This window comes from Patescibacteria group bacterium, assembly GCA_041675205.1.
GTDB lineage: Bacteria > Patescibacteriota > Patescibacteriia > GWA2-46-9 > GWA2-46-9 > JBAYUF01.
The window spans coordinates 1-5,378 of sequence record JBAYUF010000016.1 but is presented as its reverse complement, the minus strand read 5'-3'; the positions used below and the strand labels follow the sequence as shown (position 1 = coordinate 5,378).

At 47.2% G+C, this 5,378-nt stretch carries 10 protein-coding genes; all 10 read right to left on the bottom strand.

Going from position 1 to position 5,378, the window contains the following annotated elements:
• Positions 1–224: 224 nt before the first annotated feature.
• Positions 225–1,379, bottom strand: coding sequence for a hypothetical protein (locus WC052_05760; GenBank protein ID MFA7287140.1), 1,155 nt, complete (start codon positions 1,377–1,379; stop codon positions 225–227).
• A gap of 121 nt (positions 1,380–1,500) precedes the next feature.
• Complete coding sequence (locus tag WC052_05755) at positions 1,501–2,001, bottom strand: hypothetical protein (protein MFA7287139.1); 501 nt, start codon at positions 1,999–2,001, stop codon at positions 1,501–1,503.
• Between the two features lie 88 nt (positions 2,002–2,089).
• Positions 2,090–3,103: a hypothetical protein gene (locus WC052_05750; protein ID MFA7287138.1), complete on the bottom strand. Its 1,014-nt coding sequence runs from the start codon at positions 3,101–3,103 to the stop codon at positions 2,090–2,092.
• A 9-nt stretch (positions 3,104–3,112) separates the two neighbouring features.
• Positions 3,113–3,388, bottom strand: a complete 276-nt coding sequence (locus WC052_05745; GenBank protein MFA7287137.1) for a hypothetical protein — start codon at positions 3,386–3,388, stop codon at positions 3,113–3,115.
• Entirely contained in the window at positions 3,385–3,606 is a 222-nt protein-coding gene (locus tag WC052_05740; GenBank protein MFA7287136.1) for a DUF2829 domain-containing protein, read from the bottom strand. The genes WC052_05745 and WC052_05740 overlap by 4 nt, the downstream gene beginning before the upstream one ends.
• 6 nt (positions 3,607–3,612) lie before the next feature.
• The gene (locus WC052_05735; GenBank protein MFA7287135.1) at positions 3,613–3,777 is read right to left on the bottom strand and encodes a hypothetical protein; all 165 of its coding nucleotides are present in this window, start codon (positions 3,775–3,777) and stop codon (positions 3,613–3,615) included.
• A complete protein-coding gene (locus WC052_05730; GenBank protein ID MFA7287134.1) occupies positions 3,774–4,232 on the bottom strand; it encodes a hypothetical protein in 459 nt (152 codons plus the stop codon). Before WC052_05730 ends, WC052_05735 begins: the two co-directional genes overlap by 4 nt.
• A gap of 9 nt (positions 4,233–4,241) precedes the next feature.
• A complete protein-coding gene (locus WC052_05725) occupies positions 4,242–4,448 on the bottom strand; it encodes a DUF1289 domain-containing protein (protein ID MFA7287133.1) in 207 nt (68 codons plus the stop codon).
• Positions 4,445–4,897 carry a hypothetical protein gene (locus WC052_05720; protein ID MFA7287132.1) on the bottom strand — a complete coding sequence of 151 codons (453 nt, stop codon included), beginning with the start codon at positions 4,895–4,897 and terminating at the stop codon, positions 4,445–4,447. The genes WC052_05725 and WC052_05720 overlap by 4 nt, the downstream gene beginning before the upstream one ends.
• A partial coding sequence (locus WC052_05715; GenBank protein ID MFA7287131.1) for a hypothetical protein occupies positions 4,863–5,378 on the bottom strand: 516 nt, incomplete at its 5' end. The genes WC052_05720 and WC052_05715, both read right to left, overlap by 35 nt.

Below are 5,378 nucleotides of genomic sequence, written 5' to 3'. Positions count from 1 at the left end.
GGAAGTGAGGCCCACGGCCTTTTCCATATTGTCGATTTCAACATCAAGATGCGCGTATGGATTAAAAATCTCTGCGGCTTTCTTGACTGCAACTTCTTTCTTTGCCTGAGCTGGCGACAACTTTGGCGCCAAATTCAGCTTCTTCGATTTTGTTACGGCTTTTGTCATTCACAACCCTGCAAGATGCGCAGGCACACGGGGTGCCCACGCGGTGCTAGTTCAGATTACTTCTTTTTCTTTTTCTTCGCAGGAGCTTCGTCTTTCGACGATTTATTTTTCTTCGAAGATTTTTCTTCTACCTTGGCCTTTTTCTTCTTCGGCTTTGGTTCTTCATCTTCGTCATCGTCAATTTTGGTCTTCTTTTTCTTCTTTTTCGGTACGATGTCGTCTTCGTCGTCATCTACCGATTTCTTTTTCTTCTTTTTCGACTTTGGTTCGTCGTCTTCATCTTCATCATCGAAAGGCTTTTTGCCACTACCTTTCTTTTTCTTCGACTTTGGTTCGTCGTCATCGTCGAGGCTGCGTTTTTTCTTGGCGCTTTTGCCTTTCTTCGGTTCGTCGTCTTCGTCATCATCGTCATCATCGAGCTGATCGGCGCCGACAACTTTCATGCGTTTAACGTCTTCGTTCGCTTGCTCTTCAGTCATACGACCGGTTGCGTCGAGCAGTTTTTCGGTCAGTTCCCAAACCAGATACGCACGTTCTTCCTTGGTCAACGGAACCGCGCCGTCGTCCACTTTGTCGATACTGTATTTGTCAGTACCCGGTGCATCTTTCTTGTATTTTACTTTCACGTCGAAACCGTAGTCGGCGTCGGTCGCGTCGTACTGTTCTTTCTTGCCTGTCTTTTTGTTTTTGCGCTTGTTGTCTTCCGACAATTCGTTCATACGCATGATCATGGTCATGGTAAAACGGGCAACGCCTACCGGTGTCCAAGTTTCAGAATTGATATCCTTGAAACCTGTCTTCGCTTCTTCCTTGGTAGGCTTCGGCGATTTGCGCGGTGCGCCTTCTTCTTGCTTGTCACGGTCGATTGCGTTGAACAGCCAGAAATCGCCGGAACGTGCAGGAGAAGTTTTGCGGTCTGCGGTGATCAGCGCTTTGAATGGGCAACGAACGCCTTTCTTCGGCTTGTCCGGGTTGGCCGGGTCAAAAGAAATGTCGTAACGAGGAATCTGGATTTCCTTGTTTTCGGCGCCGGTGTAAATGTTGATCCAGATTTGACGAACCTGCAACGGGGCAAGTGGCAGCAGACGAATCGGCTTCCATTTCTTGTCCACGTATTTGATCATTTCAACGACTTCTTCCATACGGACAGAATCGTTGCGGGAATTGGTCTTGATAGAACCAAAACCCTTAAACGACGATAGACCACTCATGCACTTACCTCAATATAGTTTGTTTTCAACACTCGAAAGGCGTGACCATTCGGAATGTCATTTACAGTTTTTGCGACGAATTCCACACCAGCTTTAACCAGCAAAACAAGGCATGGAAAATTCATTTCGTTTCAACCGGTGTGTTGCTCCAAACTTCCATCGCTTCGTTGTACGTCGAGTAAAGCTTGTCACCGACTTTGTACTGTTCAGAAGGGAGGAAAGGGAACGTGATTTTTTCGTTCGGGCGAGTACGAAAAGAACCGTCGCGCTCTACAAGTTTGATGCCTTCCACGTCGATGGTCTTACCCGTTGGAACATAACGCACCAGACGGCTACAACGTTTGTGCTGTAGGTAATCATCAGAGCGTTTTTCCCATTGGTCTGGAGCGTCTACAACGGGCGTTAGCGGATCTTGGCGAGCCAGACAAAGCACCATTCCCATAATAGGATCGAATGCGGCGCCTGACATTCCCTGAGCATCAATCGCGTACAGGATTTGCAGAACAGAATTGTGCAAATCTTCCTGCATTGGGATATCGCTTGGGATTGTTTCAGGCGATGCTTTGAACTGTGCCATAAGCAAAGCCAATTCACTTTTTGCGTGATCAATCAACGTGGACATAAAGCTCTCCGGTGTTTACCAAAATGCCGAATCTGTTGTCCGACTATTTCAGAAGAATTTCTTTTGCTGCTTTGATGTCTTTACAGTTTTACGCAAGCCCTTCAGCGCGCATATGGTCGAACATTATGTATCGTTCTGCCTGTGTAAAGTATTCCCCGATATCCATACTCAATCGTGCCAACCCGAGAGGGTCAACTTTCTTGGCAAGTTTCTGCACAAGAACAATCTGTTGATCTTTTTCCAAATCTTTTTCCATGGGTGCATTATCGGCAAGTACAGCATGCAAACCCATTTCACCATCTTCGTCATCACCGCCGTAAACCGCGTCGAGACTGGTACTGAAATTCACTTCGGTACTGGTTCCCTCAAACAGTTTTTTACGCTGCGTTTGCGGCACAGTGTATGCAATTCCGTATTCGTGTTCTTTCGTTGTCGTCGTAGCATTCTTTGCCCACGTTCCGATATACGAAGTAAGCGCGCCTTTGCGACTGTCGTATTTATCCAGCGCGGTAATTACACTGCGGTGTATTGACTGCACCAAATCGCGATAGCTTGAATTGCTGCCGGGGTTGGTGGTGTGTGCTTTGGCGAGCTTGTTGTTATTTTTTATGTAGTGTCCGATTACAGCGTTCCGGTACTCATAAAATTTCTTCAGGTATGGCGCCGAGATTTGCACAGCTTTGTACATTTCGTGGCGGCTACACCGTCCAATTTCTGCGGCGTATTTATCGAACTTCACTTGCTGCGCACGTGTAGGATTCGACATGAACAGATTGTAATCTTTCACGTAGCCTTCTGTGTCCTTAACGAACGCACGAATGAAACGATGTATAAAACTACGTTCAATGCGGGTGTCACGAACGAGTGCAAACTTTTGGTGACGGTCACTCACCGACAAAAACGCAGCCAGCTTTTCGACCACAACCTCACGGTCTAGCGAACTGAGTTTTCGTTTACGGTTGGTGGCAATCAGCAGTAGTAAATACTCAACCTGTGCATCAAAAACATTTGTGTAGAGAATCAGCGGTTCAAGGGCTTTGAACAGAAACATGTCCATGATCTGCTGTATCTGTTCACCCGTCATATTTTTATCAGCAGACATGCAACCTCCTTAACTCGGTTCGTTTCCGGTTTTCATTGCTTCGCGTTTGTCGCGTTGAATAATTCGTGTGCACCATGCGTTGCCGTGGAAGCACGCATCGGGCATTCCTTTCACGTCGCTACAGCAGCAGTCAGAACAAACCCAAGGGCATTCACCGCGTGCCGCTTGGTCTGTCCATTGTCGCATACCGTGATTCATTTCTTCAACGAACACGTCGAATTTTTCAGCAGGAACAGCCGTTACTTTTACGAAATCGCCGTCGAGTAAAACTGTTCCTTCGCTCATGATTGCGCCTTGAATTCTTGCCAGTCATCGGCGAGCAAATCACCAATGGATGGAACCCAACCCGGCTGGATAAAACCATCAGCTTTGTACATGATGAAATATGGGCAAACGTTCGCACCACCGACTGCAAATTTCACAGACATTCCCTTACCGTTCCAACCGGTACGGGTCATGGCGCGTCCTTCGATCAATTTATCTAGAGCTTCACCGAATTTCATAACGTTTTATCCTGTGGTGGAATGAATCCAAGGTTTGATGAATTGCCACGCCCACGGAATGGCAACGAACAGAACGAAACCGATTGCAACGCCACCACCGATGCAGCACAGGGCAACGAATTTGAATGCACCGCTAACGTCGATGTAACCACGCTGTTTGTTTTTGTTCATGATATAAAACCATCCCCGAGTTTGGCACACACGGATTCTGCGAACACTTCGCGCCAGTCACCTTTAATTTCGGACACCTTAAATCGTTTGCTGTTACCGCTCCATTGGAAACCATTTCCTACACGGTCGGTCGAGCTTGACTGACATCCACCATCGGAACCAAACGTGTAAGAAATCGAATCACGATAAAGTAGAACAATTGTCGCTGTGTGCGGTGTAAAAGTCATAGCGTAATCGTACTTCGCGATAATTGGCAGCATGCGCAATACAGGAATCATCGCGACGACAGACAAACCATCTTGGTCATATTCAATCACAATGTTGCTGAAGTCTTCCGGCAACAAATCATGGATTTTATCCGCCTGATTCATCGATATATGATCATGCAAACTGTTCAGGTACGCCAGCGTCGGGTGCAGTTGTTCGTCCCACGCTTTCCAGTCTATATTGCTCACGTTCAATCCTCAGTCAAATATGCGTACCGGGATTATGAATGTCGCCGGATCACGCACTTTAAGTTCTTCCATTATCTGAATCTTTTTATCAGGACTGTAACGATTCCAGTCGCAGACTTCTTCAATTGTTCTTTTGCACCCCTTGCACAAGTCATCGCCAACGTTGTGCGAACATTTACCGATGCAAGGGGTATTGCGTGGGCGACTTACACTCACGCGGCGTTATAAACCTGTGCAGCCGTACCCGGTTTGAAACGGTCGGCATAGTTTTCACGCAGATGTTTCTGGAAATCACCGATGGACACAGGGCCGCCGATAACGAGATTGACCAGAATTGTTTGCAGTTCAGTTTCAGTCAACAGCTCAGGAATGTACTGCGACAGTATAGTGTTCTGATTTTCCAGAAACGAAAGTTTTTCTGCAAAATCGCGTTCTGGAAACGTGGACTCAGCCGTACGCAGTAAAGCAATCGTGTCATTGTTTGCCTTGACGATCAAGCGCACAAGTTCGATGATTGCACCGTCACCAACTTTTGGTTTTTTCAGCGTGGCGCCCGTCTGATAGTCACCGAGAATTTGTGTAAGGATTTGATAAGCTGGTGTATCGCGGGATTGGCGAGCGATTGCACGGTCAGCGGTGATACGGTCTAGCACGGTTACGGTCATACGCTATTGTGTCCTTTTTAGAAAATGGCAGAAGCACCACAGTGGCTCTGTACATTACGCCGCCCATGGAATTTTTCTTGTTTATTGGATAATTGTACACGCCACCAACTTCCCACGCTGCATCAAAACCTTCCAGTTCTTTTTCGACTGCTTCTAACAAACTGCGATAGGCCGCAATTGAATCCTCTGCGGGCTCACCGAAAACGGATTTGGATTTCACGAATATTTGTTCGCCTGTCATTGCATCGAGGCGCACTACGCAGCCACGCCCGCTTGGGCCGTACGGCATTTCCTGCACTTCGGTTCCCATCAACGCTAGGTCAGCAGCGAATTTATCAGGGCGCGTTTTCACTTCGTGCGGTTGACGGCCAATTTCTTCAGGCAGGCGCAAAGTGCCGTACGTGATGTGCATGTACACGCCACAATCGTTGATATCGTTTTTCGTTTTACCAATCCGCAAATCACACGGACGAAAGAACAG

Bases quoted from the DNA above. Each gene is read 5' to 3' on its own strand.
- WC052_05760 (MFA7287140.1), bottom strand. From the start codon at position 1,379: ATGAGTGGTCTATCGTCGTTTAAGGGTTTTGGTTCTATCAAGACCAAT.
- WC052_05750 (MFA7287138.1), bottom strand. From the start codon at position 3,103: ATGTCTGCTGATAAAAATATGACGGGTGAACAGATACAGCAGATCATG.
- WC052_05755 (MFA7287139.1), bottom strand. From the start codon at position 2,001: ATGTCCACGTTGATTGATCACGCAAAAAGTGAATTGGCTTTGCTTATG.
- WC052_05720 (MFA7287132.1), bottom strand. From the start codon at position 4,897: ATGACCGTAACCGTGCTAGACCGTATCACCGCTGACCGTGCAATCGCT.
- WC052_05735 (MFA7287135.1), bottom strand. From the start codon at position 3,777: ATGAACAAAAACAAACAGCGTGGTTACATCGACGTTAGCGGTGCATTC.
- WC052_05740 (MFA7287136.1), bottom strand. From the start codon at position 3,606: ATGAAATTCGGTGAAGCTCTAGATAAATTGATCGAAGGACGCGCCATG.
- WC052_05745 (MFA7287137.1), bottom strand. From the start codon at position 3,388: ATGAGCGAAGGAACAGTTTTACTCGACGGCGATTTCGTAAAAGTAACG.